Source organism: Halopenitus persicus (genome assembly GCF_002355635.1).
Classification (GTDB): domain Archaea; phylum Halobacteriota; class Halobacteria; order Halobacteriales; family Haloferacaceae; genus Halopenitus; species Halopenitus persicus_A.
On record NZ_AP017558.1, the window covers coordinates 1,416,030 to 1,442,403 of the forward strand.

Sequence of the window (26,374 nt, forward strand, 5' to 3'; positions counted from 1 at the left end):
TTACCTCCGCGATGACCGGTATCGTTGACGAGAGCTGCTGAATCGACGTCTTTTGACACTCTCCGCGAAACTATTCGCAGTAATCACTATCAGGTCGTCGTCGACTTCGACTCGTCCTCGGTTTCGGGGAGATCGACGCCCTCGGCCGCCTCCAGGTTGGCGGTCTCCTTCTCGGTCGCGACGTGCCACCGGTCGACCGTGGACTCGTACTCGGCGAGGATCTCCGAGACCTCCGCCTTCAGGCCGTCGTCGTTGACGTTCACCTCGAAGACGAACTCCTCGTCGGCCTCGCCGCGGCCGACCCGCTGGATGTTGGCGCTTATCAACTCGTTGTCGAAGTAGTAGGGCGCCAGCTGAGTCATCACGTTCCGGTAGACCGTGTCCTCGACCTTCCGGAGCGCCTTCCGGCCGGCGGAGTCGGCTGCACGCGCGACGTGTTCGATCGACTCGCCCCAGCGGTCGATCGCGCCCTCGTTGTCGCCCGCCTCGACCTTCTCGTAGGACTCCGAGAGCTTCTCGCCGGCGGTCTGCATGTCCTCGCTCGCGGTCTTGCCGGCCTTCTCCCCCTCGCCCTTGCTCACCGAGGCCTGTTCGGCCGTCTTCTCGGAGACGTCCTCGTCGATCCGCTCGTGGGTTCGCGGTCGCCACTCGTCCCACTCGTGGAAGGCGTCGTCGTTGACGCCGGCCTCCCGGAGCGCCTGCGTGATCTTCTCGCCGTGTTCGACCATATCCCCCCAGTCCCCGCGGACCTTGAACCCGGAGATGCTCTCTTCCATCGGTTGGGCGAGGCGTACGTAACGGAGGCGTAAAGCCCCTCCGACGCCGCGGACCGTGGTTCATCGACGGCGGTCCACGATCCGCGGTCGCCGCGGCCGGATCCGTCGGCGGGTTTTTGGTGGTCGCCACGGAGGAAGGGCGTATGGGCTACCGCGTCGTCGATCCCGACTCGGTCGAACCGGCCCCGGACCGACCGTGCGAGATGCGCGGGCTGACGGAGCCGGCGGGGCTCTCGGAGTTCGCGATGAACCGCTATCGCGCGGCGCCGGGCGAACGGATCCCGCTGGCGTACCACTACCACGAACGACAGGAGGAGGCGTTCTACGTGCTCTCCGGGGAGCTGGCGATCGAGACGCCGGGGGAGACCTACGTGGTGCCGGCCGGACAGGTGTTCGCCGTCGATCCCGGTGACCCCCATCGCGCGTACAATCCCGCGGACGCCGAGGAGGCAGTCGAGGTGCTCGCGATCGGGGCACCGCAAACGACGGGCGACGCCAAGCCGTACGAGTCGGCCGAATCCGACGGGGCCGATCGGCTGACGGAGTGAATCGAGACCGACGAATCGGATGGATCGAAGGGCTGCCGCGTCGTTCGAAGCCGGGCCGGCCGTCAGGCCGCGTCGTCGCCGTTTCCGGGGGCGTGTACGTCGTCGTTTCGGGAGTCCCACACGAACCAAAGCATCGCGAGCGTCATCCCCGTGATGGCGACTCCGGACACGATCGTCGCGGCCGTAATGAGCGTCTGCATACCTCGGGATCCGCCGGCAGCACAAATCAACGTGTCGGCTTCGGTCGAGCGGGGATCCGGGTCGGGCAGCCGGAATCCACCGGAACGTCGACGGAACTCCCCCGGAACCGACCGGAACCCCGACGGAACCGACCGCACCCGTCGAGACGATGATCGGCGGGATTCTTGACCGTCGAGCGCGACCGCTTCGACGATGACTCTCTACGACGCGTGCAAGCCGGCGCTGTTCGCGCTCCCGCCGGAGACCGCACATCGGGCGACCCACCGGCTGTTGCGGACCGTCCAGGGGACTCCGGTGACGGAGCTCCTCCGGCGGCGGTACGTCGTCGAGGACGACCGGCTCCGGACCACGGCGTTCGGCTGCGCGTTCCCGAACCCGGTCGGCGTCGCGGCGGGGTTCGACAAGAACGCCGAGGTTCCCCGCGCGCTGGCCGCGCTGGGGTTCGGCCACGTCGAGGTCGGCGGGGTCACCGCGGAGGCCCAGCCCGGGAACCCGCGGCCGCGGATGTTCCGGCTCCGGGCCGACGAGGCGCTCATCAACCGGATGGGGTTCAACAACCAGGGCGCCGACCGCGTCGGCGAACGGCTCGCGAGCGAGCCGCTGCCGGACGTGCCGGTCGGGATCAACGTCGGGAAGTCGAAGTCGACGCCGCTGTCGGAGGCCCCGGCCGACTACCGATACACGTACGAGCGCGTCGCCGACGCCGGCGACTACTTCGTGGTCAACGTCTCGAGCCCGAACACGCCCGGGCTCCGGTCGCTGCAGAACCGGGACGCCCTCGAGTCGATCCTCGGAGAGCTGGTCGACGCCGGCGCCGCCCCCCTGCTCGTGAAGCTCTCGCCGGACCTGCCGCGGCCCGCCATCGAGGAGGCGCTGGCGGTCGTCGACGACCTCGATCTGGACGGCGTGATCGCGACCAACACGACGACGGACCGGCCGGACTCGCTGCGGAGCCCGCAGCGTGCCGAACGCGGCGGCCTCTCCGGAAAGCCGATCGAGGGGACCGCGACCGACCTGATCCGGTTCATCGCCGAGCGGACCGACGCGCCGATCGTCGGCGTGGGCGGGATCGACGACGCGTACGGCGCCTACGAGAAGATCCGCGCCGGCGCGTCGGTCGTCCAGCTATACACCGGCTTGGTTTATAAGGGGCCGAGCGTCGCCCGCGACGTCAACGCCGGACTCCTCGACCTGCTCGAGCGCGACGGGTTCGAGTCGATCGAGGCGGCCGTGGGCGTTGACCGTCGGGCATAAACATATCCGAAAACGGATTGTAATCCGAAATGGTTCGGTATAATATCATTCGATCTCGGGACAGATCGCGTCGATCGATCCGCGGTACCGCCCGAGATCCGGCCTGCGACCATGTGAGTCACCAGCCGGGGCGACGTGAGGAGTCCCGGGCGAATCCGGCCTGAACAACCCGTATTCGGCGGGTCTGCGTACGACGGTGATCGACGTCGAAGCGGCTCCCGGAGCACCTTCCGGTCTACCGATGATGGGATCGATCGTCCTCGTATGGCCAAAGATCGGCAGATTCCGGATGTATTCGAACCGCATCACGGATAACTGAACGAACTGGTTTCCGTACGTTTTAAAGGGTCGGCCACGGCCGATCCGATCAGTACGATGAGTCCGATCCCGCACCCCAACTCCCCCTCTCGATCCCTTTAAATATCAATTATATATACTACTTTGTCATCATATATGAACTATTCTTCGCCGGGCGGGGCGGTCCACTCCTCGCCGTCGTCCTGCGGTTCGTAGCCGATCGTCTCGCGAGCGTGGTCCAGGTCGTCGAGCCAGCGGCGGTCGTTGGCGCTGACGCCGTAGAAGTGGTCCCACTCGACGGAGTCGTCACGGAGGCATCGGTCGACGAGCTGCGCGAGGTCCCGCCGCGACTGCCAGAGGCCCTTCATTCGGGCGACCTGCTCCGCGTAGGCGTCGTCGCCGCGCTCCCAGCGCCCCTCGTCGACGCCGCGCTCGGCGTCGCCGTAGGGGTGATCGTACTCGGGCGCACGGACGGCGCCGATCCGGAGCGCGTAGAACCGGATCCCGTGCGCCTCGGCGCAGAGCCGGCCGAGGTCCTCACCGTGGCTCTTCGAGAGTCCGTACGGGGAGTCCGGCCGGTGGGGCTCGTCGTGTCCCGCACGAACCCCCGTGTCGTGGTAGACCTCGGGCTCGTTCCGAACCTCCGCCATCCCGACGGCGTGGTTCGAGGAGGCGAACACGATCGACTCGAGGCCCGCGTCGACCGCGGCCTCGTAGACGGCGTGGATGCCCTCCAGGTTTGACCGGAGGTCCTCGGACCAGCCCACGTCTCGGGACCCCGACGAGAACGCGCTCGCCTCCCGGATCAACTAACCGGCAGCGCGGAGTCCCCTTCTTCAAGCGCGAGCAAAGCGAGCGGTAGGGAGGGGAGGGGAGGAGCGCGTTCGTATCGCTGGGTATGTCCGTTTTCTATAAATAGCCGCGATACTACATTGAAACTGTGGCAGACGACTACGTGCGTCGGACGGCAATCACCCGCCTCTCGGTAGACGACGAGCAACGCGATCTGCTCGAAGAGACCATCTCCGAGTGGAAACGGGGCTGTCAAATCGCCACCGACCTCGCGTGGGGGCACTGCAACACCAAGAGCGATGTGCAACCCCTCGCCTACGATCCTGTGCGCGACGAGACCGACCTCGGGAGTCAGCACGCAATTCTGGCCACTCACCAAGCCGCACAAGCCATCACTGGCTGTATCGAACGCCGGGCGAAAGGCAAGAAGGTCAGCAAGCCGACGTTCACCGCGCCAACCGTGAAGTACGATACGCGGACGATGACGGTGTTCGATGACGATACCGTGTCCCTCTCTACGACGGAGCGCCGGGTGCGGTGTCCGCTCGACCTTCCCGATGCCGACGATGGCTACCAGCGACAGTACCTCGACTCGGACGAATGGAGTGTTACCGAAAGCACGCTCACCGCCCGAGACGGCGAGTTCTTCTTGCATATCGGTTTCCGCCGGTACAAGAACGATACCGAACGGAACACCGCCGAGGACGGAACGGTTCTCGGGGTTGACCTCGGTATCGAAAACCTCGCCGTCACCAGCACCGCTTACTTCTTCAGCGGGCGGGAGCTAACCCACCGACTCCGCGAGTTCGAGAAGGTACGCGCCGGGTTGCAACAGGCCGGAACACGAAGCGCTCATCGAACGCTCGTACAGTCGAGCGGTCGGGAACTTCGCTACGTCCGCGACGTGCTTCACCGAGCATCGAACGCACTGATAGACGAAGCCCTCCGATACGACTGCGACGTCATCGCGTTCGAGAACCTAACCCACATCCGCGATCGAACCGGCGCGTCGTGGGGTCACAAGTGGGCGTTCCGAACGCTCTACGAACAGGTCGAGTACAAAGCCGAAGCGGTCGGTATCTCGGTGAAGCAAGTCGGGTCGGCGTACACATCGAAGCGGTGTTGTGAGTGTGGATTCACGGCAGACGAGAACCGCCCGTCACGGAACGACTTTCGATGCGTGAAGTGCGGGTCGGAAGCGAACGCGGACTACAACGCGGCGAAGAACATCGGGATACGGTATGTCCGTCGAGGCCAACAGTCGTCTCGGCGGACGGGCGACAGTCAGCTCGCCCTCAAGTCCGGAACGGTGAAGCCGAAAGGCGGATTTACCGCCTACCCCAATGGGTTCGAGGCCGAGTTCACGGACAAGCCCCACCCTCCACGAGCGAACCTCTCAGAGTGAGCGAAGTAGGGTGGGGTAGTTGACCGCGAGATGCACGACCGCGTCCTGTCCCTCGAAATGCGGCCGGATCTCGTCGTACTCACGGACGTCCGCGACGACCGACTCGCCCGGGCCCGTCGGCCCGTCCACGTCGAGGAGCGTGAACGCGTAGTCGTCCGAGAGGTGGTCCGTGATCGCCGTGCCGACCCTGCCGGCCGCGCCGGTAACGAGGACGTTCATACGGTCGTGACATCGAATGCCAGCAATATATAAGTGTGCCAGGGTGGACCGACGGAGGGCGTCGCGTGGTCCGGCCTGACCGTCAGTCGCCGCGAACGAAGGTGACGGGACTGGGCGCGTTCAGGATGACCTCCTGGGCCGTCGATCCGAAGACCGCCTTCCCGGTCGGGGAGCGCTTGCGGCCGCCCACGACGATGAGGTCGGCGCCCTCGTCCCGCGCGAGTTCGACGATCTGCTCGCCGTGGTTTCCGACCGACCCGCGGACGTCGGTCGCGATGCCGGCGTCCGCGAGCCGTTGCTCGAGCTCGCGAACGATCGTGGCTCGACGAGCGACGCCGTCGGGGTCCGGAACGCCGGGAATCTCGAGCCGGTCGAGCACGGTGTCGTACTCGTCGTCGGTGAACACGTGGGCGATCGTGACCGTCGCGTCCGCGGGGCCGGCGATGTCGGTCGTCGTCGACACGAGCTCGTCGACGCGGTCGTCGTCCGACGGACCGACGGCCAACAGAAGCGTCTCGAGTGCCATACCCGACGTGGTGGTGGACGGCGCGTAAACGTTTCGATCGGGTCGATCCGACGTCCGTCGGGAACTCGATCAGACTTTCGCTGCAAGCTGGTCGGCGACGTGCTCGCCGTACGGAAGCGAACAGGTCAGCCCGGGGGAGACGGCGTTGAGGACGTGGACCGCGTCGTCGGTCTCGATCGAGAGCGGGTCCTTGACCAGCTCGCCGTCGGCGCTGACCAGCTGGGCGCGGATCCCCGCGTAGCTCTTGTGCAGGTCCTCGCCGCGAACCTCCGGGACGAGGCGCTGTGAGGCCTTCGTGAACGCACGCTTCCGGTAGGACTTGTTCAGCTCCGCGGCCGCGACCGACAGCATCGTTCGGGACGCGATGAGCTTTCGGAACCCTTCGTAGGAGAGCGTCTCGTACAGCTCACCGGGGTCGACGTCGGTGTTCTCGTAGGCCTCACGGCCGAACGCGAGGACGGCGTTCGGGCCCACGATCACCTTCCCGTCGGTCCGGCGGGTGTAGTGGACGCCGAGGAAGGGTAGCTCCGGGTCCGGGGTCGGATAGATCATCGTTCGACAGAGCTCCGTCTTCTCGGGCACGAGCTCGTAGTACTCGCCGCGGAACGGGATCACCTGATAGTCCTCCCCGACGCCGACCTGGTGGGCCAGCGTGTCCGCGTGCAGCCCCGCCGCGTTGACGAGAAAGTCGGCCTCGACGTCGCTGTTGCTCGTTCGAATGCGGTAGCCCGTCCCCGAGCGATGGATCGCCGAGACCTCGTGACCCAGATACAGCTCGACCCCCGCCTGCTGGATCTCCCGGCCCAGCGTGTAGACGTACTGCTGGGAGTCGACGGAGGCGGCCTCGGGCGCGTACAGCGCCGCCTGGCCGGCGGCGTGCGGCTCGTGGTCGCGGATCGCCGCCTGCGAGTCGAGCAGTTCGTATTCGACGCCGTTCGCCTCCGCCTGGGCGGCCAGCTCGTCGAGATAGGCCTCCTCGCGGTCGGTCGTCGCGACCACGAGAACGCCGCACTCCTCACACGGGACGTCGTGTTCCGCGCAGTACGCCTTCATCCGGCGCGTGCCCGCGGTGGCGAACTCCGCCTTCACCGAGTCGGGCGGATAGTTGAACCCGGGGTGTAACACGCCCGAATTGCGCCCGCTCTGGTGTTCCGCGAGGTGATGCTCCTTCTCCAGAACGCAGACGTCGAGGTCGGTGCCCTCCGCGAGGTGTTTCGCCGTGGAGAGCCCGACGCAACCGCCGCCGACGATCGCCACATCGTGGTGTACCATCGGTGACCGGGTATGGGGGGAGGGGAGAAAAACCCCCACACTTCGACGGCGGGCGGTTCCCCCGTCGCGGGGGCGGACTCACGGGGCGGTGATCTGGTCGTCGGTGGCGGAGACGATCGCCTCGTAGTACTCCGCGGCGCGCTCCGCGTCGGCCTCGGAGAGCTCGACGAGGGGCTCACGAACCGGCCCGCCGTAGAGCCCGGCGAGCTCCATCCCGCGTTTGACCGCCGGCACGTTGTTTGCGGCGGACAGCTCGTTGTCCACGCCGGGTTCCGCACGGAGGGTCTCGTAGGGGCGAAGCAGGTCACGGAGCTCCCGGGCTCGGTCCCACCGTTCGGCCTCGAGCGCGTCCATCAGCGCGAGGACCTGCTCGGGGACGAAGTTCCCGATCCCGGTGGTGAACCCCTCGGCGCCCTCGACCGCGAAGGCGGGCGCGAAGCGCTCCGCGATGCCGTTCGACCAGACGACGTCGGCGTCGATCGTGGAGACCGCCCCGGAGAATCCCTCCACGTCGTTGACGGCGTACTTGATCCCGACGACGTTCTCGTACTCGGCGATCTCGGCGAGCAGATCGCGTGTGAGTTCGGGCCCCCGTTTATACAGAACGACGCCGAGGTCCGTCGACTCGACGATCCGTCGATAGTACTCGACCAGCCCGGCCTGATGCTGGTAGGTGTGATCGGGGTGCATCACCAGGATCGCGTCGGCGCCGGCGTCGGCGTAGGCGTCGGCGAGCTCGATCGCGGACCGGGTGCTGCCGCCGACGCCGCCGATCACCGTCGCCTCCTCGCCGACCGCGTCGACCACGGTCTCCACGACCGCGACCCGCTCGTCGTCGGTGAGGGAATAGTACTCCCCGGTGTTGCCGCACGGGATCATCACGCGCCCGCCGGCGTCGACGACGTGCCGCACGTTGTCCGCGAGCGCGTCGTGGCGGATCGAGTCGCCGTGCTCGTCGAACGGCGTCGGGTTGGTGAACGCTACGCCTCGAAGGTCGGATCGAATACGCTGATACTGCACGGGCGTGATGAACGCAGCCACATCTAATAAACGTTCTGACCTGGGTGGCACGTTACCGGGGTCGACGGTCCCCGTTCCGGTACCGATGTTCGCCTCTAGGGAACTTGTTCGTCGAACGGGGATCGATCGGACGATGCGTCGAGTCGTCGCTCGAACCACGGCGCCGTACCGCGAACGGTGAAACGGGGGAGCGAGCAGCGAGGAACGAGATGGATGTTTCGCTTCTTGGTATTACAAACGTACTTTTGTTATTCCCAGTTCCCGAAGGCGGAACGCACTGTGGCGCCCGCGACCGTCGGGCGAGCCGCGACCGGCGCGATCGGGGCGATCATAGCGTGGTCCTCGATGCGTTTTGTTCCCCCTTCGGGAACGATCCGAGGACAGATCACGAGCGAACGGTTGGCAAGGACGGGAACCGTCGGGGAGAATACAAACGGTCGACGAGAATGTAAACGGACCGCAAGAATTTGAACGGACGATCGCGGCACGGCGGGGGTGGAGCAGTATCGTTAAGACCGATCGCTCGTATGGCCGGACGAATGCGCACCGTTGATCCGGATTCGCTCGAGGCGTTCGCACAGGTCGCGATCGAGGAGTGTGGGGCACCCGCCGAGACCGCCGCAACCGTCGCCCGGTCCCTCGTCTCGGCCGACCTCGTCGGGCACTCCTCCCACGGAGTCGTCAGGTTACCCTACTACGCGTCCCAGATCGAGGAGGGCTCGCTCGACCCGGCCGCGCTGCCGACGGTCGAGGAGGCCGGGCTCGTCCACCGGATCGACGGCGGCGGCGCCTTCGGCCAGGTGACCGGGCGGCGGGCGGTCGAGCTGCTGACCGAGACCACGGCCGAGCACGGCGTCGGCGTGGTCGGGATCCGGAACTCCGGACATCTCGGCCGGATCGGCGAGTGGGCCGAGCAGGTCGTCGAGGAGGGATATCTCTTCGCCTCGTGGGTCAACCTCCAGGGCGGCGCCCAGCGGATCGCCCCGCCGGGAACCGCCGACAGGCGGCTCGGGACGAACCCGATCACGTTCGCCGTGCCGAGCTACGGCGCGTTGCCGTTCGATCTGCTCTACGACGGGGCGACCAGCCAGGTGGCACACGGCAAGATCATCGAGCGGGACGGGTCGGGCGAGCACCTGCCCACGGACTGGACGATCACCGAAACCGGCGAACCGGTCACGCACGCGGCCGAGTTCGAGGACCACGTCGGCGCGCTCCTCCCGCTCGGCGGGACCGAAACCGGCCACAAGGGGTTCGGGCTGGCGACGATGGCGGAGCTGTTCGCCTCCCTCGTCGGCGGCGGTCCCGTCTCGACCGAGGAGGAGCAGGGCTGGGCCGGCAACGGCGCCGCCTTCATCGCCGTCGATCCGACGACCCTCTCGACCCGCGAGGAGATGGCGCGAAAGGTCACCGATCTGGTGCAGTTCCTGCGGTCGGCCGAGCCGATCGACCCGGACGGCGAGGTCCTGCTGCCGGGCGAACCCGAACACCGGATCGCGCGGGAACGGCAGGCGGAGGGGATCCCGGTCGAGGAGGCCGTGATCGAGAACCTTCGCGAGGTCGCCGCGGATCACGACGTGCAGGGCGCGCTTCCCGAAACGCTTCGGTGAGACGCCCGGAGGAACGTTCCCCGTCGGTCGGCCGGTCATCCGACCGATCGTCGGACGGACCGATCGTCGGACGCGTGGTGCGTCGTTCGAACAGGTGGGGTTTATATACCACCCGTCGATCGTTTCGGTATGCGGATCACCGACGTGGGAGGGTATGCCCTCTCATCGCCGATCGAACCGGCACAGACGCGATCGTTCTACGGCGGTCGTCGTCGGCTGTTGAAACGCGACGTGGTGCTCGTGGTCGTCGAGACCGCGGACGGCGAGATCGGGTTCGCCCCCGCGGGCGCGAGCAGCTCCGCGATGCGCGAGTACTTCGAGGGCGACTCGCAGGCCACGTTCGCCGACCTGGTCGAGGACGAGATCGCCGACGCCCTCGAGGGCGAGACGCTGGCGGAGATCACCGACGCATACGACCTGATCGACGCGACCGATCTCCCGGAACGAGTCAAAACCGAGGCCGTCTCGGCGATCGACGTCGCGCTCTACGACCTGAAAGGCAAGCGACAGGGCGCGCCGATCCACGAGCTGCTGTGTTCGGAGTACGAGACGGAGCCGACGACCGAGATGCCGATGTACGCCAGCGCGGGGATGTACATGGAGCCGGAGGAATACGCCGAGCAGGCCCGGATCATCGACGACCTCGGGTTCTTCGGGTACAAATACCGGCCGGGGATCGGTCCGGACGGGGACGTCGAGACCATCGACCGGCTCGCGGAGGCGGTCACCGAAACCGAGGTGATGATCGACGCCCACACCTGGTGGAAGCTCGACGACGACGTCTACGACGCCGCGACCCGTGCCGAGATCGTCGAGCACGCCGGCGACCGTGGTGCATACTGGGTCGAGGAACCCGTCGCGCCGGACGACTACGACGGCTACCGCGACCTTGCGGGCCGCGGGGTTCGGTTGGCCGGCGGCGAGAGCGAGGAGTCGCCGACGGGACTGATCGAACTCGCCGAGACGGGCGCGGTCGGGTTCCTGCAGGGCGACGTCCGCCACCATCGTGGGTTCACCGGCTGTGCGGAGGCCATCGAGTACTGCCGGGGACGCGACGCCGAGTTCGTGCCGCACAACTTCGGCACGTGGCTCGGGTTGATCGCGAACGCGCACCTGGTCGCGGCGGCGCCCGACGTGGAACTGCTCGAATACCCCGTCTTCGAGGACGACCCCGCGCTGGATCACCCCGAGGATCCCGGCATGTATCCCTTCGATCTGGCCTTCGACGTCATCGAGGGGACGGTCGACGTCGAGGACGGCCACCTCACCGTCCCCGACGGTCCCGGACTGGGCGTGACCGTCGACATGGACGTCATCGAGGAGTATCCGCCCACCGAGGGCGCCTGGACCGAGTTCATCTACGACGACTAGGACGGGGCGAAGAAACGCCGCGTTCTCTTTTAAGTACCGACGAGCGTACCCACCCCGACCGCCGAGCCTCAGTCGTCGGCGACGCGCGCGAGACCGCGGAGGTAGCCTGCCGTGAAGCCGCGACCGCGGTGGCCCCAGTCCGTGTCGTCCCGTACCGTCGGCACGTGGTCGGGGATCACGATCCCCGCGAAACCGCTGTCGACGAGGGACTGCATCACCGCGAGCTCGTCGTAGTTGCCGCAGTCGACGAACGTCTCGTTGAACGACTCCGCGAGTCCCTCGACGTCCCGGAAGTGGACGAAGGTGATGTCGCCGGCCTCGCCGAACTCGCGAACGACGTCGACGACGTCGGCACCCATCTCGGAGAAGCAACCGAGACAGAGCTTGAGGCCGTGGTTGTCGCTCGGGACGGTCTCCATCGCGCGGCGGAAGCTCTCCACGTTCCGGAAGAGCCGCGGAATGCCGCCGATCGTCTCGATGCTTGGCGGGTCGATCGGATGGAGCGCGAGCGTGACGCCCGCCTCCTCGGCGACCGGCAGGATCTCCTCGAGGAACCGTTCGTAGTTCTCCCACAGCTCGTCCTCGGTGTACTCGCGGTCGAGGGCGGGGTCGCCGGCGTTTTCGACGTCGTCGATGTCGAAGCTGGTGGCCTCCGCGTCGCCGCGGATCGGGACCGTCCCGGTGCGCATCGGCACGACCCCTCGCGGGTTCCACTGGTAGCCGAGGATCGGCAGCCCGGCCTCGCCCATGTTCCGAAGCAGCTGCGTGATCGCCGCGATCTGGTCGTCGCGTCCCTCGCGGTCGAACTTGATGTCGCCGTAGCAGTTGTAGCCCAGCGTGTGGATCCCGGCGAGGTCGACGTCGTACGCCGCGCAGGCGTCGACGAGCTCCTCGAGGTACGCGACCGACGGGACCTCCTCGGGGCCGAGCGGCAGCCGGCGGTCCGTCTCCGTGCGGTCGCTCTCGTCGACGAAGATGTCCCCGCCGGTCCCGCCGCCCGGCTCGGTCGGGTTGATGAAGACGTCGGTCACGCCGAGCTGGCTGATGTACTGGAGCCGTTCGTCAGAGAGGGTGTTGGTCCGGAAGCCGACGCGCACACCATCGTCTCGCTCGCTCATGTCCAGTCGTGGCTCGAGGACCCACATCAAACTACCGATCCGTGGGGTCCAACCGACCGACTCGAGGCGGGCCATCGCCGGATCGCGAGCGTTAATGTGTGAGTAGATCCAACACGGCTCCCGCGATATGTACGAGGAGTTCGCGAGCACGCTCGCCGCCACGATGTGGGGCGATTACGACGAAACGCCGAGCCGGACGACCGACACGCCGACGATCACCGGCGTCGACACGCTGGTGATCGACGGCAACTTCCCATGGACGATCGTCACGATCGAGACCGACGCCGGAATACGGGGAATCGGGGAAGCGTATCCGGCGCCGGGGGTCCACGAGATCATCACCGACTACCTCCGACCGGTCCTCGTGGGGGAGACGCCCCTCGACGTCGAGCGCCTCTATCACCTGATGCGTGAGAGCCTCTCCGGACGAGGGTCCCAGCAGGGGATCGGAACCACGGCGATAAGCGGCGTCGAGCTCGCGCTGTGGGACGCGGCCGGCAAGGCCCTGGAGCAGCCCGTCTATCAGCTTCTCGGCGGCAAGATGCGGGAGCAGGTCCGGATCTACGCCGACTGTCACGCCGGGGACTCGATGGTCGAGGCGGCCGGCGAGGGGCAACCGACGGACGTCTATCGCCCCGAGGCCTACGCCGAGGCGGCACGGGAGGCGGTCGAGGAGGGGTACGACCTGATCAAGTTCGATCTCGACGTGCCGTCCGGCGGTGAGATCCAGCGGAAATCGCGACACCTTACCGAGCCCGAGATCGACCACAAACGGGAGCTCGTCGCGGCGGTCGCCGAGGCGGTCGGTGACGAAGCGGAGTACGCCTTCGACCTCCACTGGAACTTCGCCCCGGAGTCGGCACGGCGGCTCTGTGCCGCGGTCGCCGAATACGACCCGATCTGGATCGAGGACCCGGTGCCGCCGGAGAACGCCGAGGCGATGGCGTCGCTGGCCGAGCGCGTCGACGTGCCGATCCTCACGGGCGAGAATCGATACGGTCGGCACGGCTTTCGCGACCTCCTCGAATCGGGCGCGGTCGACTTCGTCGCGCCGGACGTCCCGAAGACCGGCGGGATCGCCGAGTCGAAGAAGATCGCGGAGCTGGCGGATACGCGGTACTGTGCGCTGACGCCGCACAACATCGGCAGCCCGGTCGCGACGATGGCCGGCGTTCACGTCGGCGCCACGGTCCCGAACTTCCTGGCGTTGGAGTTCCACGCCCGCGAAGTGTCCTGGTGGGACGACCTGATCGAACGCGAGGAGCCCCTCATCCGGAACGGGCGGATCACCGTTCCGGACGAGCCGGGACTCGGGATCGAACTCGACTGGGACGTCGTCGAGGCGCACCGAAAGCGCTGATCGGAGACGACACCGAAACGCTTTATCCGGACTCGGCCGACGGTAGACGATATGCGAAACGATCACGCGATAATCGACCGCCTCACGGACCGGGGCATTACGACGGTCTTCGGCATTCCGGGGAAACAGACGCTCCCGTTGAACGACGTGATCAGCGGCCGGGACGACGTCCGGTTCGTGATGGCGCGCCACGAGACGAACGTCACCCACCAGGCGTGGGGCTACGCGGAGTCGAGCGGCGAGACGGCCGCCACCGTCGTCATCCCCGGCCCGGGCGACATGAACGCGATGAACGGGCTGAAGAACGCGCTCAACGACTGTACGCCGCTGGTCCACATCGCCGTCGAGACCGAACCCGAGGTCCGCGGCGGCGACGGGATCCACGAGACGCCGCCGGACACCTACGACAACGTCGTCAAGGAGAACGTCACCGTGGAGACGCCCCAGAGCGTGGTCGCGGAACTGGACCGGGCGATCACGATCGCGGAGACGCCGCCGATGGGGCCGGTCCGGGTGGGCATCCCGAAGAACTTCATCCCGGTGGAGACCGAGCCGGCGGCCGTCGAGCCGGCCGAGCCGGCCGCTCCGCCGGACCCGCCGGCCGAGGCCGTCGAGCGCGCGGCCGACCTGCTGGCCGCGGCCGAGGCGCCGGCGATCGTCGCGGGGGGCGGCGTGCGGGCGGCGAACGCGAGCGGGCGGCTCCGGTCGCTCGCGGAGGCGATCGGCGCCCCGGTGGCGACGACGTACAAGGGGAAGGCGACGATGCCCGAGGACCACCCGCTGTTCGCGGGGGCGCTGTGCGGTGGGACGAGTCCGGAGCTGCGGGCGTGTCTGGAGTCGTCGGACGTGTTGCTCGCGGTCGGCAGCGACTTCGACGCGGTCTGGACCCAACACTGGTCCTACGAGTTCCCGGCGGACCTGATCCACGTGACCCTCCACCCCTCGGACGTCGGGACCGGCTACGACCCGCGGGTCGCGGTCGTCGCCGACGCGGACCGAACGCTCGCGGCGATCGAGACCGCACTGGCGGACCGGTCGGTGACGAAGCCGAGCGAGGCCGGCACGGACCGTGCCGCGGCGGTGCGGACGGCGGACGCCGAGCGGACCGCCGAGCTCCGAGCCGCCACGGACGCGCCGCTCCCGAGCGTGAGCGCGCTCGCGGCGCTGCGTGAGGCGCTGCCCCGGGAGACGATCGTCACCGCGGACGCCGGCGGGTCGCGGGTCTGGACGGTCGTGACCTTTCCGGCGTACGAGCCGCGCGATTACGTCAATCCCGGCTCCTGGGCGTCGATGGGGCTCGCGGTCCCGGCGGCGGTCGGGGCCGCGGTCGCCAACCCGGACCAGCCGGTCGCAGTGCTCATCGGCGAGGGCGGGCTGTTGATGTGCCTCGAGGAGCTCCACACGATCGCCGCCGAGGACCTCGACGTGACGGTGTTCGTGTTCAACAACGACGACTACGGGATCATCAGCGAGGAGGCCGAGCGAAGCTACGATCTCGCGTCGAGCGCGTACGGCTGGTCGGACGCGCCGCTCGATTGCGCCCGGATCGCCGAGGGGATGGGCCTGGACGTCGACCGCGCCGAGACGCCGAGCGAGATCCGCGAGGCAGCCAGCGCGGCGGTCGGAAGCGGGCCGACGCTCGTGGAGATCCCGACCGATCCCGACGAGCCACAGGCGGGCGAGTTCATGACGCGGTGAGGGGCCGCGTCGGAGATCCACCTCCCGGAGGTCCACCTCCCGGATCGCGGTGAAGCGACGTGTCGGCCGGCGTGGCCGACACCAGTACGTATTTGTGGGCGAGCCGACCACGGTAGTCCGTATGTCGACTCCACCGACGGTGCTCGTAATGCACGAGGCACCACACGATCGGTCCGTCGAGGAGCTGTGGACGGCGATCGAGTCACACGACGCGGCAATCGACCTGCGGCGGGCGCGTAGCTACGCCGAGACGGAACGGCAGATCCCGGAGGCGGAGATCGTGGTCACGCGGGCGCTCGACGAGGACCTCCTGGAGGCGGCGACCGAGCTGGAGTGGGTGCAGGCGCTCAACGCGGGCGTCGACCACTACGACCTCGACCGAATGCGCGACCGGGACATCATCCTGACCAACGCGTCGGGAGTGCACGCGATCCCGGCCGCCGAACAGGTTCTCGGAACGATGCTCCTGTTCGAACGGAACCTCCTGGAGGGGATCCGTCGCCACCGGCGGCGCGAGTGGCGCCACTTCAGCGGCGGCGAGCTCCACGGCTCGACCGTCGGCGTGATCGGCGTCGGCGAGATCGGTGGCGGGATCGCCGACCGGACGTCGGCGTTCGGAATGGAGACGCTGGGACTGCGCCGAAATCCGGATCAGGGACACGACTCGGTGGACGAGATGTTCGGTCCCGACGAACTCGACGCGCTGCTCGCGCGGTCGAAGTACGTGGTCCTCAGCTGTCCGCTGACCGAGGACACGCGTGGACTCCTCGACGCGCGGGCGTTCGAGTCGATGCGGTCGGACGCGGTCGTCGTCAACGTCGCACGCGGCGAGGTGGTCGACGAGGACGCGCTGGTGACGGCGCTGCGAGGCGGCGAGATCGGCGGCGCCGCGCTCGACGTCCAGGCGACCGAACCGTTGCCGGAGGACTCGCCGCTGTGGAACCTGTCGAACGTGCTGGTCACCCCGCACATGGCCGGCTCCTCACCGAAGTACCTCGACCGGTGTGCCGACATCTTCCTGTCGAACTACGAGCGCTACCGGCGCGGCGAGTACGACGCGTTCGAGAACAGGGTGCTGTGACCGATTCGGGAGCCGACAGCGAGGCGGCGTGACGAACGGCGATCGCGCGGTTCTCGAGTGACGATCCGACGGCTCGGTTATCGGTCCGACGGGTAAACCAGCGAGGCCCCCGTGTCGTCGTCGAAGAGGTGGCACTTCTGCAGGTCGAACTGGAGGCTGATCCTGTCGCCGCGCTGGAGGCTCGTGTTGGGTTCGACGATGGCCTGGTACTCGACGCCGTCGTTCTCGAGGGTGAGGAAGAAGTCGGACCCCATCTCCTCGACGACCACGACCTCGGCGGTGGCGTGATCCTCGGCGCTCGCGTCCTCGTCGAGTCCCTCGACGCTGATGTCCTCGGGCCGAATGTCGAACTCGGCCGCGAAGGTTCCGCCGCGGTCGATCCGGTCGCGCATCCACTCGGGGTACGGGAGCGTGAACGCGTCGGTCCGGATCTCGCCCGCGTCGACGTCCACCTCCGCGTCGAAGAAGTTCATCTGCGGGCTGCCAATGAAGCCGCCGACGAAGGAGTTCACCGGCTGGTCGTACTTGGTCAGGCCGTCGATCTTGAGATACGTGGGTCCGTGGCGTCGTCTTCGGCAGGTTGTGCTTGCTTATGGATCAGCCAGGCCGATAGATCTGTGAATCGAACCAGCATCTTGTTAGAAATATTTATTACGGGTGAATATGATTAGTCTGATGTGGTTTCGAATGTCAGATGATAGCACGAGCGACAATGAAAAGTTGAGCCGACGGCGGACAATGCAAGCAACTAGTGGAATTGCTGCAGCGGCAATTGCTGGTTGTCTCGGAGATGGCGGTGGCGGCTCTGGTGGGAATGGAAATGGGGGCTCTGGTGGAAATGGAAACGGGGGCTCCGATGGTACGAATGGTGGATCCGGGGGTGCAACTATCGAATTTTGGGACGTTATGAACGCCCAGTCTCGGTCCGCCAGAGATCAAATAAACAACATAAGTGATCAATTCGAGCAGGACACTGGGAATCAAATCGACATAAATTTCAGTGGTTACGCGCAGTTGTCAGGAGCAAAGTGGTTTTCTTCCTTCGAGCGAGGAGACTATCCACACGTCTTTAGTGGTGAAAGTATTTTCACCGGTAGATTTGCGGAGCAAGGATGGGTCAAGCCGTTCGATGAATGGAAAGACGCTCTGGATGACGAGACGCTAGACAATATCCAATGGTTCCTCGATATTTACCGGGAAACTGGGAATACTTGGAAAGACGACGTCGGATTGGAACACAGAGTTCACGCGCTCCCCGTCGGCTTAGTAACGCAGGAACCATTCCAAGTTCGTACCGATCATATGGAGGAGGCGGGACTGGATCCCGATCAAGATTTCCCACCTGAAAGTTATGATGACCTACTTGATCTCGCACTAGAACTCAAAAATAACGGGCCATCAGACTATGGCTTCCAGGTTCATGGGGACGTCTTCGATTGGTACACCTACATCCTTCCCGCAGCTGCTGCATCCGGACGCTATGGATACTTTGCAGACGACTTCAAAAGTGTCAATTTTGACACAGAGGAGTTCATCCAGCGTACGCGAGAGGCTGTTGGATTCTTCAGAGAACATGAAGTCTCTAACCCTGGAACTCCGCAGATGTCCGATGAGGAGGCAGTCGGCCTCCTCATCAATGGAGAGATCAGTATGAGCGTATGTGAACCACCGAACTTCCCCGAGTTTCTCGATCGCGGCCAAAGTCAGATAGAACAAGGGAACATTCAGTACGGGAAATTCTTCGATACTGACGATGGTTTTGGTGTCGTACCCCTCTCGTTCTGCCTCGGGCTAACCAACAAGCCTGACGATGTTGATCAGGCAAAGTGGGATCGGCAAATGGAGGCAGCTAAGGAGTACATCAGTATGTGGTTCTCAAAAGACTTCCAGAAGTTTATGTTCTCAGAATTAGGTATGCTCCCAATTCGTGAAGATGTGTGGGCAGAAGTGCAAGAGTCACTCGAATATGAGTCACAACATCAAGCCTTCGAGACTATGACGACAATGGCAAAGAACAGTGTCCAAGATAAATCGTCTTTCCCTCTTGTGGGAACGATTGAGCAGAACGTAATGGGCCCTCGATTCCAAGAAGCACTCAATGGAGAGATCACTCCGGAAGAGTGTTGCAACCGGGCCGCCGAAGAGGCTAACCAACTAATCGATGAATTCTGGGCAGAGCGCGAATAAATAACACTCCCGTTTAGGCCCCAAACATAAAATATTAAATAAAAAATTCTACATCCCTCTATGAGTGTGAAAACTGATTCCAGACTGTTACGTAGCGCTAGAAGTTCATATAGCCATTACAAGTCCATACTTTCGGACAACTGGTTCGCCTACTTGATGTTGGCACCTGTTGTTATTTTTCTCTTCTTGATCGTCTGGGTTCCGTTTCTTCGCGGAATTTGGATGTCTCTCCATCAATGGTCATTCACCTCGACCGCCCCTCCGGAATTTATCGGCCTCGAGAACTACATATATCTGTTCGGATGGGAGCCATTCTATACTTCGTTGAAAGCGACTGCGTTATTTGCAACGACAACACTAGTCCAGCTGATAATAGCTCTCACCGCGGCTCTGTTGGTAAATAGCATAAGCAGATTCAAGAACCTGATTAGCAGTTCGTTCCTTATACCGTATACGCTCCCTCCGGTTGCGACGGGGACAATCTGGCTCTATCTCATCAACCCGAATGTTGGGCCAATATTTAAGTTCCTTACAAATAAGAACATTCTCGACTCACCGATATACTGGAGCGTCCAAAGTGATACAGCTCTTATGGCGGTAATTGGTATCACGTCGTGGACCTTCTGGCCGTTTATGTTCCTGATTCTATTGGCCTCTCTTGAGAGTATTCCAGAGGAATATTACGAGAGTGCTCGTATGTACGGGGCCGGTATCGTCGATCGGTTTCTACATATCACGCTTCCCCACCTCAAGACAGCGATTCTACTGGCTGTCAGTATCAGAATGGTTTGGAACCTCACGAAGGTCTCCCAAATTTATCAACTAACCGGAGGAGGACCGGGATACTCAACCTCGATTTTAGCAGTGTTCCTCTACCGGTTCGCATATGATCAGGGCCAGTTCGGCCTTGCATTCGCAGTCGGTGTAGTGCTCCTAATTATTACGTTGGCGTTCACGCTACTCTTCATCCGTGGCTTCGAGAAGTCTCGGAGTGATAACGAATGAGTATAACAAACAAAATCCAGAAAGTATCGAATTCAAGTGCCCTCTTCGAATTCGTCAAGTGGGCGCTCATAGCGTGTATGATGGCGATTTTCGCCCTCCCGATGATGTTTGCGTTCTTTGCAGCATTCCGGCCACCTAATGAGTTCTATGCGAGCACGGTACGCATAATTCCGGAGGAACCAACGCTCTCTACATGGGTCGATGCGTTCGTAAGTCTGCAGGACCAGCTGGTGAACAGCTTCATAATCGCCACAGGAACCACAATTATGTCGATGGTGATCGTGATTCCAGCAGCATACGTGTTTGCCCGTAAGCAATTCCCTGGAAAAATTACGCTTTTTTACCTGATCATCGCCGCAATGATGTTCCCGTATGTGTTGCTAATCATCCCTATCGCTTCGATCTGGGATGGACTAGGTCTCTACAATTCTATTGTAGGGCTCTGGATAGGGTATCAAATATTCGTCACACCGTTTGCGATTTGGATTTTGCGAGATTATTTCGCAAAACTGCCGACAAATCTCGAAGAGTCCGCTCAAATGTACGGATGTACTCAAGCATCCGCATTCCTTCGAGTAGTGCTACCGCTATCTGCACCTGCAGTCGTAGCAGTGGGATTCCTCTCGTTCCTCACCGCGTGGAACGACTTCCTTATGTCAAATATGCTCACGACAGGAGTAGGTCCACGACCAGCAGTTGTCCAATTGTACATTATTACGACCGGTGAGGTGAAGCACTGGGGATTAGTGATGGCAATGACATTTATAATAGGGTTCCCACCTACTGTGCTCTACCTGTTGGGACGCCGCCAGCTATCTCAATCATTCAGTGTGGGATAGCACTCCACGCTTCTATAGGCGGATCGAAGCGTTCGCTGAGGTGTATCACGTCACCGTTCACGACTGATATCATCGCCTCGAACACCTGTCTGATCCCGATTACGACCGGCGGTAGACGGTTGAGGTCGATGAGACTAATCTGGTTCCGAAAGATAGCGTTTAGACACCGATTGCCTTACTACAGTATCAGAGAATCAACTAGAAGCGGTCTCAAATCCTTCGCTGCTCTCCACAATACTATGCTCCAAAATGAATATATAATACCTTTGTGGAAGTGAATTTTTATTATCCGGTGAATGAGGATATTAGATATCCAATGAGTAAGCTAAGTTCAGTTCGTCAAGAGCTGTCCGATCTGTGGGCCGGAGGCAAAGGAAAATCGTTAATCGTTATCGCACTAGGTTGGGGCCTATTAATCGGGACACGGATGATCTATCCACCTCTGATCCCATATATTAGCAATGACTTCGGCTTTACACTGACAACCGCTGGCTTCCTTGTAGCAGTCGTATGGATAACGCACTCAATTGGCCAAGTTCCAGGTGGAATCCTCGCAGATCGGTACAGCGAACGAAGAATCTTGATGGTAAGCGTAACTATAACTGCATGTGGAGTGATCACTGTACTCGTTGCCCCGTCGATGTTCGTGCTGTTTATCGCGACCGCACTAGTCGGGGCCGGATTGTCCCAGTATCCCGTGGCGCGTATGACTATACTCTCTGATCTCTATCCCACCCGTCTTGGTCGTGCCCTTGGTGTAACGATGGCGTCGGGTGATGTCGGGCAGACAGCGCTTCCGCCCATCGCGAGCTTTCTCGCAGCTGCGGTTTGCTGGCGGCTTGGTTTCAGTTACGTTCTCCCGTTCTTTTTTCTCACCGTGGTTAGCCTCTGGTGGGTACTACCAAAATCAGACTCGGAAGACGGCGGTTCTAAGAACGTAAACAAGAGCACTTTCTCGATTATCGCTGAACTCTATTCGCCAACGATCGCAATTATGTGTGTTATGCTATTTTTATTCCTTTTCGTTTGGCAAACATTTTCGGCGTTTTATCCAATATATCTCACTGATGAAAAAGGACTGTCTCCGACCATCGCCGGGATTCTATTCGGACTCTTTTTTGCCGTCGGTATCGTCATCAAACCACTGACTGGCGCGGCATATGATAGAGTTGGAGTTCGTCGGTCCCTGCCAGTAGTTCTGAGTGGCTCGATTATCGGTTTTATGCTGCTTCCGTTTACTGATAGCATTGTTGGGCTGGTTGGAGTGACCATTCTGATTAGTACCATACAGGGTAACGGCGCAATAGTTCAACCATACTTAACTGAAACTTTACCTAACGACATTCAGGGCATCGGACTAGGTCTTGTCCGGTCGGGTACTGGACTACTTGGTGCAACGGGACCGTTGATATTCGGTGCAATAGCTGAAGGAGGTCACTATGATGCAGGATACATAATATTAGCCATTCTCGTCACCGTTATCTCTGGGCTGGCACTGCGGATACCTGATGCCTGATTACCAGTAATCGAATGTATGGAACCGAAGTTAAATGAGGTCGCCAACACCGCTGCTTCTGTCAACACTCCACGCTTGAGGTGGTTTTATTATTTCGTAAGCCTAGAATAATACTCAACCATCGTTGAAAAGTCGGATTACTACTAAGGGTTCACCGCCGAAGTCTACAACCTCGAACAAACGGTCAAATAGTAATTCCAATCCGTCATCGGATTCCAATAAGCAGACAAGCCCGATCTTCCTTCGATACTTTGTCCACTCAGAACCAAGCAGCATTAAATATAGATGACAACATTCGAGCGCGCCGAACGATTAGCACATCAAAGAGCAGGGTAAACGCTAAGACGGCATATGCTCAGCGATCCTGCAAGGTGGTCCCTCGGTAAACTCATTCTTCAATGTCGTGGAGATAGAGACGTTGACTGTTTGAACATCTCTCCTTCGAAGCTGATGCGTGAGTTCCCCCAAATGTTGAACTCGGGCTAGTGGTGATGATTACGCTAGTCGACCTCCATTAACTTGGATTTCTGCTCCGGTGATGAATTGGCTCATCGGTGACGCCAGATATAATGTGGCTTTGGCGATATCATCTGGCGTGCCGAGCCGGCCAAGTGGAATCATATTCCGGATCTGATCGTCTGCTAAATCACCTGAATGCTTACTTCCAACATCGAGATTGGAATCACTCAGCGTGGTTTTTCCAGTCCGGGTGGGAGTGATGGTGTTCACGCGAATTCCGTCATCTGCTAATACCTTTGCTACTGATCGGGTGAAATTCAATATGCCCGCTTTTGTAGTCGCATATGCAACTGAATATTTTTCTCCTCGATGTCCTGACGTTGACGAGAAATTAATGATGCTTCCACGATCTGAGTTTTTCATAGACTTCGATACTTCTCTCGTACAGAGGAATGTTCCACGTAGATTGACCTCCACGGTCCGATCAAATGCGGATGCAGACATCTCTAGGAACTCGGAGTTTTCTTTCACTGCTGCATTATTAACTAGGATGTTAGCAGGCCCGAATGTATCTTCAGTGTATTCGACCATTGCTCTGACTTGGTCCTCGTCTGCAACATCAATAGCCTGCGCCCGTGCCGTTCCGCCATCGTCTTTTATAATTCCAACTGTTTCATTTGCCCGTTCCTCATCGATATCGACCACGACCACCTTTGCACCCTCTGAAGCGAACAATATAGCGATCGATCGACCGATATTCCTGCCCGCACCCGTAACAATAGCTACTTCACCAGATATGTCGAGTTCCATATCTGGGATGTTTCGGTGTTCATATTAAAGGTATGGGTAACCTATCCGGACGAGGTAAGTTGTTTGGGCGCGAGTCGACGAGCCGCGTCGTGATCCAGATGTGGATTCAAAGGTTTGGACGGAAATTGGACGAGGCCGGTCGGCGATATACCGCTGAACTGCCGGCCATTGTGCTGGTGAGCAAAACCATCGCCAAACGACAGGGAGAGAAGTTTATGCTGTTCGTCGCGGTCGATCGAGAAACTCATCGCCCCACTACACGGCGGTAACTCCATTGCGGGAGTATCTCATAACTCAGCGGTTTCTATCAGGAATCACCGAGTTATACAGATGAGATTTACCAACTATAGTAACGGTGAGACTAGCTATAGCTCCGTCTTCACCAAACTGAGAGCTACTTACATTTCCCATCAGTACAGTCCAAGAAATCCAATACTGAATTCAAGAGCTGAAACGCCGCAGAAACACGTTCTATACGTCGTTCATCAACAACCTACCACCCGAGCAGTTGTCTGGGATAATTCGCTTGGATATGGAGCGTCTGTCCGAATTATTATTATCACTTACCAAATGATCATGTCAGTTGGGAAACCTACACATCAGATGCGAAATTTTTCTACAACCCGGTTAGCGCTCAGTACCGACTAAATATCCTCCATCGACGACCAATGTATGCCCCGTAATATATTTCGCCTCGTCAGATGCCAAAAACAACGCCGCATTTCCTATGTCTTCAGGTTGACCGACGTATGGTAAAGTGATCTGATCAAATATAAACTCACCAACTTCATCCATATCATTCATAGACGTGTCGATCGGTCCTGGGCAGATGGCATTGACAGTAATCCCGTCCGGTCCGTAATCGATAGCCATTTGCCGCGTTAGTTGAATTATTGCCCCTTTAGAGGAACTATACGCCGCTTTCGCGTCAACTGATCCTCCGCGCATCCCTCGCTGAGAAGCTATGTTGATGATCCGCCCCGCATCACTCTGTTGGAGATATGGTATCGCCGTACGCATACAATTGTATATGCCGTTAACGTTGATATCTTGAACTTTGTTCCAATCCTCCGGAGACGTATTATGGATTTTACCCTCGACGCTTATTCCAGCATTATTGACGAATACGTCGATCCCTCCAAAACGCTCTACCACCTCTTCAGTCAGATTTGCGGTATCATCTGAGTCGCTTACATCTGTCTCAACGAAGACACCACGCTGACCGTGGGATTCGATTTCTTCGACTGTGGTTGTCTTCTCCGTTGTTGATTTCGGCTCCTTTCTGACGTCGGCTACGGCGACGTCAGCTCCGTTTTTCGCGAACTCGATAGCGATCGCTCTGCCGATTCCACTCGCGGCACCTGTAACGATGGCCGTCCGATTTGCTAGCTTCACCTGTAACCTTTCTCTCCCCATATATAAAAATATTTTATTTGATATGATACACATAAATTATAAGATACTATTCAACTGTCAATCTGAAAGCCCCCATAATTTGTCGCGGGCGGCTGATGAACTTCTGTTAACCCTTATAAAGGATGGTCGGCAAATATTTACAGTTGGCATACAAGGATGGAATACGATGCCCGTACAGACGCGGATCGATAATGGAGAGATAGTAACATCATCAAACGTGAGAGAGGGAAGTGTCGCGATCGACGATGGGAAGATTGTCGCAATCGGCACGAAAGAAAACGTTCCACAAGCTGAGAGGGTTATTAATGCAGAGGGGAAGATAATCCTCCCGGGAATAGTCGATCCTCACGTCCATATTGATGAAGTACCGGAAAGTCAAGGTCGGGCTGGCAAAATGGAAACTGAAACTGCTGCTGCAGCTCTCGGAGGCGTGACGACGCTCATTGATTTCGCGTATCAGGGGGGAGATCTTCGGCTCAACGACGGTAAAGACTTAATTGCCGGTATTAAACACAAGCGCTCTAAAAACGAGTCGAGTTACGTCGATTACAGTCTTCACGGAGTCTTACACCGTGAAACCGCACGAACGCTTGACGAAATTGAATTAGCAATCGAAGAGGGAGTCACTTCGTTCAAAATGTTTATGTCTAGTAGCGAAATGGGGGTCTCCAACGGGTTTATTTTTCGAGCCTTTGAGAAGATTGCCGAAGAAAATGCCGTAGCAGCAGTTCATACAGAGGATATATCTATCTGCGAGGCTCGAGAAGGCCAGTTGAAACGTGCCGGAAAAGGTGATTCTCGGTTCTTTGCTGATTCACGTCCCGATTTTGCTGAAGCAATGGCCGCTGAAGATGCCATTCGGGCTGCCGTCGAAACGGGGGTGAAATACTATGGAGTCCATACGACGTGCAGAAAGGCGGCAGAGGTTTTCGATTGGTTCCAGGAAGACAACTCAAACATACGTGCTGAAACATGCACACATTATACAGTATTAGATCGATCTTCTCACGAGAAATTCGGAAATCGGTCGGTCCTCAAACCACCATTACGGACTCCGGATGATCGAGAGGCAATGTTCGAGTATCTTCAGAACGGTACGCTGACCGTCGTTTCCACCGACCACGTTACGTATTATGAAGATTATAAACAGACCTCCAACTGGTGGGATTCGCCCTACGGAGTCAATTCGATCCAGTATAGCCTCCCAGTCTTTTATGAAATAGCGATACGACAACGGAATCTTTCGTGGCCTTTCCTTGTTCAAGTGATGTGCCGTAACCCGGCACAGACGTTTGGCATACCGCAGAAGGGCACTCTTGATCCCGGAACGGACGCAGATATCGTCATCTTCGATCCAGATTCTGGAAGCGACATTACAGCGGAAAATAACGCGTCGAACTCGACGTTTTCAATCTACGAAGGGATGCACACGTCTGGTTCCGTAGAGAAAGTGTTTGTTCGGGGTAACCTTATTGCGGATGCCGGGGAGATAGTCGCCGAGAAAGGACACGGTGAATTTATTCAGCGAGAAATCCCCCAGTGGACTAATTAATCCACGCAACTATAAGATATCGATAAAAAATTATTAGTATTG

At 60.6% G+C, this 26,374-nt stretch carries 24 protein-coding genes; 13 read left to right on the forward strand and 11 right to left on the reverse strand.

Annotated features, from left to right (window positions below; translation table 11 throughout):
• Positions 1-89 precede the first annotated feature (89 nt).
• Complete coding sequence (locus tag CPZ00_RS06855) at positions 90-776, reverse strand: DUF5828 family protein (protein ID WP_096390220.1); 687 nt, start codon at positions 774-776, stop codon at positions 90-92.
• A gap of 143 nt (positions 777-919) precedes the next feature.
• Between CPZ00_RS06855 and CPZ00_RS06860 the strand changes: the two genes are divergently transcribed.
• Positions 920-1,324 (forward strand): cupin domain-containing protein, encoded by a 405-nt coding sequence (locus tag CPZ00_RS06860; protein WP_096390221.1) that lies wholly within the window; start codon positions 920-922, stop codon positions 1,322-1,324.
• A 62-nt stretch (positions 1,325-1,386) separates the two neighbouring features.
• Here the strand turns inward: CPZ00_RS06860 and CPZ00_RS15345 are convergent, their stop codons facing one another.
• Positions 1,387-1,524, reverse strand: a complete 138-nt coding sequence (locus CPZ00_RS15345) for a hypothetical protein (RefSeq protein WP_157744201.1) — start codon at positions 1,522-1,524, stop codon at positions 1,387-1,389.
• A 193-nt stretch (positions 1,525-1,717) separates the two neighbouring features.
• Between CPZ00_RS15345 and CPZ00_RS06870 the strand changes: the two genes are divergently transcribed.
• Positions 1,718-2,779: a quinone-dependent dihydroorotate dehydrogenase gene (locus CPZ00_RS06870; RefSeq protein ID WP_096390223.1), complete on the forward strand. Its 1,062-nt coding sequence runs from the start codon at positions 1,718-1,720 to the stop codon at positions 2,777-2,779.
• Positions 2,780-3,237: 458 nt separating this feature from the next.
• Here the strand turns inward: CPZ00_RS06870 and CPZ00_RS06875 are convergent, their stop codons facing one another.
• Positions 3,238-3,843, reverse strand: a complete 606-nt coding sequence (locus CPZ00_RS06875; protein WP_233255147.1) for an NAD-dependent epimerase/dehydratase family protein — start codon at positions 3,841-3,843, stop codon at positions 3,238-3,240.
• Positions 3,844-4,016: 173 nt separating this feature from the next.
• Between CPZ00_RS06875 and CPZ00_RS06880 the strand changes: the two genes are divergently transcribed.
• Positions 4,017-5,273: an RNA-guided endonuclease InsQ/TnpB family protein gene (locus tag CPZ00_RS06880; RefSeq protein WP_096390225.1), complete on the forward strand. Its 1,257-nt coding sequence runs from the start codon at positions 4,017-4,019 to the stop codon at positions 5,271-5,273.
• On the opposite strand, the gene CPZ00_RS06885 is transcribed toward CPZ00_RS06880, so the two are convergent.
• The 4 genes from CPZ00_RS06885 to CPZ00_RS06900 all read right to left on the reverse strand — a co-directional run bounded on the left by CPZ00_RS06885 (position 5,265) and on the right by CPZ00_RS06900 (position 8,310).
• A complete protein-coding gene (locus CPZ00_RS06885; protein WP_096390226.1) occupies positions 5,265-5,492 on the reverse strand; it encodes an NAD-dependent epimerase/dehydratase family protein in 228 nt (75 codons plus the stop codon). The two genes, CPZ00_RS06880 and CPZ00_RS06885, sit on opposite strands and share 9 nt — an antisense overlap.
• 82 nt (positions 5,493-5,574) lie before the next feature.
• Positions 5,575-6,018 (reverse strand): universal stress protein, encoded by a 444-nt coding sequence (locus CPZ00_RS06890; protein ID WP_096390227.1) that lies wholly within the window; start codon positions 6,016-6,018, stop codon positions 5,575-5,577.
• A gap of 69 nt (positions 6,019-6,087) precedes the next feature.
• Positions 6,088-7,290, reverse strand: coding sequence for an L-2-hydroxyglutarate oxidase (lhgO, locus tag CPZ00_RS06895; RefSeq protein WP_096390228.1), 1,203 nt, complete (start codon positions 7,288-7,290; stop codon positions 6,088-6,090).
• 78 nt (positions 7,291-7,368) lie between these two features.
• The gene (locus CPZ00_RS06900; protein ID WP_096391627.1) at positions 7,369-8,310 is read right to left on the reverse strand and encodes a dihydrodipicolinate synthase family protein; all 942 of its coding nucleotides are present in this window, start codon (positions 8,308-8,310) and stop codon (positions 7,369-7,371) included.
• A 539-nt stretch (positions 8,311-8,849) separates the two neighbouring features.
• Between CPZ00_RS06900 and CPZ00_RS06905 the strand changes: the two genes are divergently transcribed.
• A complete protein-coding gene (locus tag CPZ00_RS06905) occupies positions 8,850-9,920 on the forward strand; it encodes an Ldh family oxidoreductase (RefSeq protein WP_157744202.1) in 1,071 nt (356 codons plus the stop codon).
• A gap of 129 nt (positions 9,921-10,049) precedes the next feature.
• Positions 10,050-11,291: a mandelate racemase/muconate lactonizing enzyme family protein gene (locus tag CPZ00_RS06910; RefSeq protein ID WP_096390230.1), complete on the forward strand. Its 1,242-nt coding sequence runs from the start codon at positions 10,050-10,052 to the stop codon at positions 11,289-11,291.
• A gap of 68 nt (positions 11,292-11,359) precedes the next feature.
• On the opposite strand, the gene CPZ00_RS06915 is transcribed toward CPZ00_RS06910, so the two are convergent.
• Positions 11,360-12,409 carry a mannonate dehydratase gene (locus CPZ00_RS06915; RefSeq protein ID WP_172861794.1) on the reverse strand — a complete coding sequence of 350 codons (1,050 nt, stop codon included), beginning with the start codon at positions 12,407-12,409 and terminating at the stop codon, positions 11,360-11,362.
• Positions 12,410-12,536: 127 nt separating this feature from the next.
• Here CPZ00_RS06915 and CPZ00_RS06920 point away from each other — a divergent pair, with 127 nt between their 5' ends.
• The 3 genes from CPZ00_RS06920 to CPZ00_RS06930 all read left to right on the forward strand — a co-directional run bounded on the left by CPZ00_RS06920 (position 12,537) and on the right by CPZ00_RS06930 (position 16,548).
• Positions 12,537-13,769: a mandelate racemase/muconate lactonizing enzyme family protein gene (locus tag CPZ00_RS06920; RefSeq protein WP_096390231.1), complete on the forward strand. Its 1,233-nt coding sequence runs from the start codon at positions 12,537-12,539 to the stop codon at positions 13,767-13,769.
• Positions 13,770-13,820: 51 nt separating this feature from the next.
• The gene (locus CPZ00_RS06925; RefSeq protein ID WP_096390232.1) at positions 13,821-15,467 is read left to right on the forward strand and encodes a thiamine pyrophosphate-binding protein; all 1,647 of its coding nucleotides are present in this window, start codon (positions 13,821-13,823) and stop codon (positions 15,465-15,467) included.
• A 121-nt stretch (positions 15,468-15,588) separates the two neighbouring features.
• Positions 15,589-16,548 (forward strand): D-2-hydroxyacid dehydrogenase, encoded by a 960-nt coding sequence (locus CPZ00_RS06930; RefSeq protein WP_096390233.1) that lies wholly within the window; start codon positions 15,589-15,591, stop codon positions 16,546-16,548.
• Positions 16,549-16,625: 77 nt separating this feature from the next.
• Here the strand turns inward: CPZ00_RS06930 and CPZ00_RS06935 are convergent, their stop codons facing one another.
• A complete protein-coding gene (locus CPZ00_RS06935; protein WP_096390234.1) occupies positions 16,626-17,060 on the reverse strand; it encodes a TOBE domain-containing protein in 435 nt (144 codons plus the stop codon).
• Between the two features lie 226 nt (positions 17,061-17,286).
• Here CPZ00_RS06935 and CPZ00_RS06940 point away from each other — a divergent pair, with 226 nt between their 5' ends.
• The 4 genes from CPZ00_RS06940 to CPZ00_RS06955 all read left to right on the forward strand — a co-directional run bounded on the left by CPZ00_RS06940 (position 17,287) and on the right by CPZ00_RS06955 (position 22,095).
• Positions 17,287-18,735: an extracellular solute-binding protein gene (locus CPZ00_RS06940; protein WP_157744203.1), complete on the forward strand. Its 1,449-nt coding sequence runs from the start codon at positions 17,287-17,289 to the stop codon at positions 18,733-18,735.
• A 222-nt stretch (positions 18,736-18,957) separates the two neighbouring features.
• A complete protein-coding gene (locus CPZ00_RS06945; protein ID WP_233255148.1) occupies positions 18,958-19,740 on the forward strand; it encodes a carbohydrate ABC transporter permease in 783 nt (260 codons plus the stop codon).
• Positions 19,737-20,579, forward strand: coding sequence for a carbohydrate ABC transporter permease (locus CPZ00_RS06950; protein ID WP_096390237.1), 843 nt, complete (start codon positions 19,737-19,739; stop codon positions 20,577-20,579). Before CPZ00_RS06945 ends, CPZ00_RS06950 begins: the two co-directional genes overlap by 4 nt.
• Positions 20,580-20,895: 316 nt before the next feature.
• Positions 20,896-22,095, forward strand: a complete 1,200-nt coding sequence (locus CPZ00_RS06955) for an MFS transporter (RefSeq protein WP_096390238.1) — start codon at positions 20,896-20,898, stop codon at positions 22,093-22,095.
• A gap of 495 nt (positions 22,096-22,590) precedes the next feature.
• Here CPZ00_RS06955 and CPZ00_RS06960 read toward each other — a convergent pair whose 3' ends face one another.
• On the reverse strand, positions 22,591-23,364 hold the full coding sequence (locus tag CPZ00_RS06960) for an SDR family NAD(P)-dependent oxidoreductase (protein ID WP_096390239.1): 774 nt from the start codon (positions 23,362-23,364) through the stop codon (positions 22,591-22,593).
• 627 nt (positions 23,365-23,991) lie between these two features.
• Positions 23,992-24,759: an SDR family NAD(P)-dependent oxidoreductase gene (locus tag CPZ00_RS06970; RefSeq protein ID WP_157744204.1), complete on the reverse strand. Its 768-nt coding sequence runs from the start codon at positions 24,757-24,759 to the stop codon at positions 23,992-23,994.
• A gap of 187 nt (positions 24,760-24,946) precedes the next feature.
• On the opposite strand from CPZ00_RS06970, the gene CPZ00_RS06975 reads away from it, so the two are divergent.
• The gene (locus CPZ00_RS06975) at positions 24,947-26,332 is read left to right on the forward strand and encodes a dihydroorotase (protein ID WP_096390242.1); all 1,386 of its coding nucleotides are present in this window, start codon (positions 24,947-24,949) and stop codon (positions 26,330-26,332) included.
• The last annotated feature ends 42 nt before the right edge of the window (positions 26,333-26,374 follow it).

Bases quoted from the DNA above. Each gene is read 5' to 3' on its own strand.
- CPZ00_RS06910 (WP_096390230.1), top strand. From the start codon at position 10,050: ATGCGGATCACCGACGTGGGAGGGTATGCCCTCTCATCGCCGATCGAA.
- CPZ00_RS06920 (WP_096390231.1), top strand. From the start codon at position 12,537: ATGTACGAGGAGTTCGCGAGCACGCTCGCCGCCACGATGTGGGGCGAT.
- CPZ00_RS06860 (WP_096390221.1), top strand. From the start codon at position 920: ATGGGCTACCGCGTCGTCGATCCCGACTCGGTCGAACCGGCCCCGGAC.
- CPZ00_RS06940 (WP_157744203.1), top strand. From the start codon at position 17,287: ATGCAAGCAACTAGTGGAATTGCTGCAGCGGCAATTGCTGGTTGTCTC.
- lhgO (WP_096390228.1), bottom strand. From the start codon at position 7,290: ATGGTACACCACGATGTGGCGATCGTCGGCGGCGGTTGCGTCGGGCTC.
- CPZ00_RS06890 (WP_096390227.1), bottom strand. From the start codon at position 6,018: ATGGCACTCGAGACGCTTCTGTTGGCCGTCGGTCCGTCGGACGACGAC.
- CPZ00_RS06870 (WP_096390223.1), top strand. From the start codon at position 1,718: ATGACTCTCTACGACGCGTGCAAGCCGGCGCTGTTCGCGCTCCCGCCG.
- CPZ00_RS06955 (WP_096390238.1), top strand. From the start codon at position 20,896: ATGAGTAAGCTAAGTTCAGTTCGTCAAGAGCTGTCCGATCTGTGGGCC.
- CPZ00_RS06930 (WP_096390233.1), top strand. From the start codon at position 15,589: ATGTCGACTCCACCGACGGTGCTCGTAATGCACGAGGCACCACACGAT.
- CPZ00_RS06915 (WP_172861794.1), bottom strand. From the start codon at position 12,409: ATGAGCGAGCGAGACGATGGTGTGCGCGTCGGCTTCCGGACCAACACC.
- CPZ00_RS06905 (WP_157744202.1), top strand. From the start codon at position 8,850: ATGCGCACCGTTGATCCGGATTCGCTCGAGGCGTTCGCACAGGTCGCG.
- CPZ00_RS15345 (WP_157744201.1), bottom strand. From the start codon at position 1,524: ATGCAGACGCTCATTACGGCCGCGACGATCGTGTCCGGAGTCGCCATC.
- CPZ00_RS06925 (WP_096390232.1), top strand. From the start codon at position 13,821: ATGCGAAACGATCACGCGATAATCGACCGCCTCACGGACCGGGGCATT.
- CPZ00_RS06960 (WP_096390239.1), bottom strand. From the start codon at position 23,364: ATGGAACTCGACATATCTGGTGAAGTAGCTATTGTTACGGGTGCGGGC.
- CPZ00_RS06855 (WP_096390220.1), bottom strand. From the start codon at position 776: ATGGAAGAGAGCATCTCCGGGTTCAAGGTCCGCGGGGACTGGGGGGAT.
- CPZ00_RS06885 (WP_096390226.1), bottom strand. From the start codon at position 5,492: ATGAACGTCCTCGTTACCGGCGCGGCCGGCAGGGTCGGCACGGCGATC.
- CPZ00_RS06975 (WP_096390242.1), top strand. From the start codon at position 24,947: ATGCCCGTACAGACGCGGATCGATAATGGAGAGATAGTAACATCATCA.
- CPZ00_RS06950 (WP_096390237.1), top strand. From the start codon at position 19,737: ATGAGTATAACAAACAAAATCCAGAAAGTATCGAATTCAAGTGCCCTC.
- CPZ00_RS06945 (WP_233255148.1), top strand. From the start codon at position 18,958: ATGTCTCTCCATCAATGGTCATTCACCTCGACCGCCCCTCCGGAATTT.